General features: G+C 62.7%; 3 protein-coding genes and 1 pseudogene. All 4 read left to right on the forward strand.

The window, feature by feature from the left end:
* Window positions 1-450, forward strand: a 450-nt coding sequence (locus tag ACFFAR_RS26770) for an ATP-binding cassette domain-containing protein (RefSeq protein WP_174364812.1), incomplete at its 5' end; no start/stop codon positions are given.
* Between the two features lie 22 nt (window positions 451-472).
* Complete coding sequence (locus tag ACFFAR_RS26775) at window positions 473-1,261, forward strand: TatD family hydrolase (protein ID WP_075360459.1); 789 nt, start codon at window positions 473-475, stop codon at window positions 1,259-1,261.
* 93 nt (window positions 1,262-1,354) lie between these two features.
* The gene (locus ACFFAR_RS26780; protein ID WP_375508779.1) at window positions 1,355-3,901 is read left to right on the forward strand and encodes a DNA internalization-related competence protein ComEC/Rec2; all 2,547 of its coding nucleotides are present in this window, start codon (window positions 1,355-1,357) and stop codon (window positions 3,899-3,901) included.
* Between the two features lie 33 nt (window positions 3,902-3,934).
* Window positions 3,935-4,024 (forward strand): annotated as a pseudogene (locus ACFFAR_RS26785) (alpha/beta hydrolase); the annotation flags it as partial.

Raw genomic sequence — 4,024 nt, forward strand, 5'->3', positions numbered from 1 at the left:
GAGTTGCGCAACAAGGCGCTTGGATTCGTGTACCAGTTTCATCATCTGCTCGCTGAATTCAGCGCGCTCGATAACGTCGCGATGCCGCTGCGCATTCGCCGCATGACCGAAGTCGATGCCCGCAAGCAGGCCATGGACATGCTCGAGCGCGTGGGTATCGGGCATCGGGCAAAACATCGGCCCGGCGAGTTGTCGGGCGGCGAGCGCCAGCGTGTGGCCATCGCGCGGGCATTGGTCACCCATCCGGCCTGCGTACTTGCCGACGAACCTACCGGCAACCTCGACGGCGGGACGGCGGACACCGTGTTCAACCTGATGCTGGAGTTGTCGCAGACGCTTGAAACGAGCTTCGTGATCGTCACGCACGATCCTGATCTGGCCGCGCGCTGCGACCGCATCATGCGCCTGCGCGATGGCGTGCTGTTCGAGGAGCCGGTCGTACCTGTCTAGTTGCGGGAATCACGGAGCGATCATGTGGATCGATACGCACTGCCATCTCGATGCTTCCGAATTCGATGCCGACCGCGAAGACGTCGCGGCATCGGCGCTGAAAGCGGGCGTCGGGCGAATCGTGATCCCAGGCGTCGAGCGCCAGAACTTCAGTACGGTGCGCGAGCTTGCGCATCGGATCGAGGGCGGCGCTTATGCACTCGGCATTCATCCGCTTTTTACTCCTCGTGCACAGGACGACGATTTGCGCGTGTTGCGCGAGCATATCGCGGCGAGCATGGATGATCCTCGGTTTGTGGGTATCGGTGAGATCGGGCTGGATTATTTTGTTCCTGGCCTCGATGACGCTCGCCAGACCTTCTTCTATTACGAGCAGCTCAAGATTGCACGTGACTTCGATCTGCCGGTCATTTGTCATGTGCGTAAATCGCAGGACAAAGTGCTCAAAGGCTTGCGTGTGCACGGCGTGAATGTGGGTATCGCGCACGCGTTCAACGGCAGTTTTCAACAGGCCGAAGCGTTCATTGCGCATGGCATGCGGCTTGGTTTCGGCGGCAATCTCACGTTTGAGCGCGCACGGCAGATCCGGCGCCTTGCGGCTGACCTGCCGCTCGATGCAATCGTGCTCGAAACCGATGCGCCGGATATTGCGCCCTCCTGGTTATACAAACATCGAAATGCGCCGGATCAGGTGGCGGGCATCGCGCGGGTGCTGGCCGAATTGCGCGGTATCAGCGAAGAGACGCTTTCCATAGGCACAACGGCTAACGCGCACTTGGCACTGCCGCGGCTTGCACTTATCTCCGCATAATCAGTTCTTCTGACTTGTTCGATTGCACGCGTCGTAGAGAAACGCTTTCTCGCCGATGCGTTTGCGCTCGCGTCAAGGTTTTGAGGAGCGGGCGTGCGGGGAATGTTGATCGGGTTTGCTCTCGGGATCGTGTGGCTGCAGCGGCAGGCTGCGCTGCCCGGCGTGTGGGTTATTTGCGCCGCTGCATGCGCGGTTGCGTGCGCTTGTACGCTCTCAGTTTATTTGCCGCGTTGGCGTTACGCTTGTTTGATCTGCGCCGCCTTTATTGTCGGTTTTAGCTACGCCGCATCGCGCGCCGAAGGTCGTTTGCAATACGGGTTGCCCGCAGCATTCGAGAACCGCAATATCGAGCTGACCGGCTTTGTGCGCGGTCTGCCAATGCAAGGCGAGGACGGCACGCGTTTCCTGTTCGAAGTGGAATCGAACGAAGCACGGATACCTAAGTTTCCGCGCATCGTGCAGTTGTCGTGGATGGCGGTGGATGCATCGAAACGCAGGCCTGCCGCCTCGCCGCCTCCGCCGCTTTGGGCGGGGCAGCGCTGGACGTTCGTCACGCGGTTGAAACGTCCGCACGGAAACGCGAATTTTCGAGGGCGCGATGCCGAAGCGGCGCTGCTCGCCCGCAACATTCGCGCGACAGGGTATGTATCGATGCCGGAGTCCGCGCGCCGAATGCCCACCGATGCCCGAGGTTTTACGCTGATGATCGATCACTGGCGCGCCCGGTTGCGCGCAAGGGTGTTGAGCGCACTCGATGGCGCGCCGCACCGGGGAATCGAGGTCGCGCTCGCGGTCGGCGCGCAGGACGTGGTCAGTGACGCCGACTGGGCCTTGCTGCGCGCAACCGGCACGAGTCATCTGGTCGCGATCTCGGGGCTGCACATCGGGTTTGTCGCGGGGCTCGCCGCGTTGATCGGCGGATGGTTCTGGCGACGCCTGCGATGGCGCGGCATGCCGTTGCCGTTGATCGTATCGGCGCAGAAGGCGTCGGCGGCGACGGCGGCCGCGTTCGCAGCGTTCTGTGCCGCGCTGGCCGGTTTCAACGTACCGGCGCAACGATCGATGTGGATGTTGTGCTTCGTTGCGCTTGCCGTTCTGAGCGGGCGCAGGCCGGCTTCGTCGCTGGTGCTGACGTGGGCGCTTGCGCTCGTGCTGCTGCTTGATCCGTGGGCGGTCACGGCCGCGGGATTCTGGCTGTCGTTTTGTGCCGTGGCTTCGATCCTGTTCGCGATTGCATCGCGGGGAAGAAGGGCATCGGTCGGCATCGCGGACGAGGCTGAGCCCGGTCGCGACGAAGACCTGATCCCTGATATTCCCCACGATCAGCCGCGCGCACGCCGGCTCATGCGTGACCGGATCGCGGATGCGCTTCGTCGCTCCGGCATTCGCTCGAGTGTGCGGCTCAGACGTATGGCACGAGACATCGGCCGCCGGATCGCTGCAAGTGCACGAGTGCAGTACGCCATCACCATCGGACTTGCGCCGCTCACCGCCTATTGGTTTTTCCAGATCCCGTTGCTCGGACCGCTCGCCAACGCGTTTGCGATTCCGTGGGTCAGTCTTCTGGTCACGCCAACGGTTCTGGTGGCCGTCTTGCTGCCCGCACCATTGGACGAATTCGCCTACCGCGCCGCCCACGGCCTGTTGACGATCATGTGCGACGTGCTTGCGCATCTGTCCGGCTCCGCGTGGACGCTGTGGCGTCTGCCGCAACCGGACACCTTTGCAATGACCGCCGCTGCCTTCGGCGTGATCTGGGCGCTGGCGCCGCGCGGCTGGCCATTGCGCTTCGCCGCGCCGCTCACGTGGCTGCCGCTGGTTTTCCCTCCATCGCATGCGCCCGCGACCGGCACGTTCCGCGTGACGGCGCTGGATATCGGACAGGGTTCGTCGATTGTCATAGAAACCGCGCGTCATTCCTTGCTCTTCGATGCCGGCCCGGGCCCGGAATCCACGCGCGCCGGCGAGCGGCTCGTCGTGCCATATCTCTTTGCGCACGGCCTTTCCACACTCGATACCCTCATGATCAGCCACTCGGATTCCGATCATTCCGGCGGTGCGCCCGCCGTGTTCGAAAGCATCCGGGTGCGCCAGTTCGTGGCGTCGATGCGGCCGCATGAAGCTTTGTGGCGGATCGCCCGGGAAGAGGGCAGCGACTCCCTGCGATGCATCGCAGGTCAGCAATGGCAGTGGGACGGCGTGAAGTTCGACGTGTTGTGGCCAATGGCCGGTCCGCTTGCGGCGAAGCCGAATGCGACCTCGTGCGTGCTGAAAATAACGAGCGCGGCCGGGCGCTCGGCGCTCCTCGCGGCGGATATCGAAGCGGACGTCGAGCGCCAGTTACTGACACAAGATCGCGCATTGCTTCAGGCGGATGTTCTGGTCGTGCCGCACCACGGCAGCAAGACATCGTCTACCGAGCCTTTCCTCGACGCCGTCGAGCCGCGCGTCGCCGTATTTCAGGTAGGCTACCGCAACCGATTCAACCACCCGAATCCAACTGTTTTCGAGCGGTATCGGCTGCGTCGTATCGAGCTGTCTCGCAGTGACGAAGATGGCGCTGCACGCATGGAGATGTCGGCGGATGTTTCCATCGAACGGTTCAGGCAAACGCACGCTCGCTACTGGATGGGCCGGTAAGAAAGAAGAGGGCACGAGAAGAGGACACGACGCTTGAAAGACATCCTGCATTTTTCACACGCGAACGGGTTTCCCGCGTCGACGTACCGGACGATCTTCGCCGAGCTCGCCGACGATTACGAG

It is taken from the genome of uncultured Caballeronia sp. (assembly GCF_964243625.1).
GTDB lineage: Bacteria > Pseudomonadota > Gammaproteobacteria > Burkholderiales > Burkholderiaceae > Caballeronia.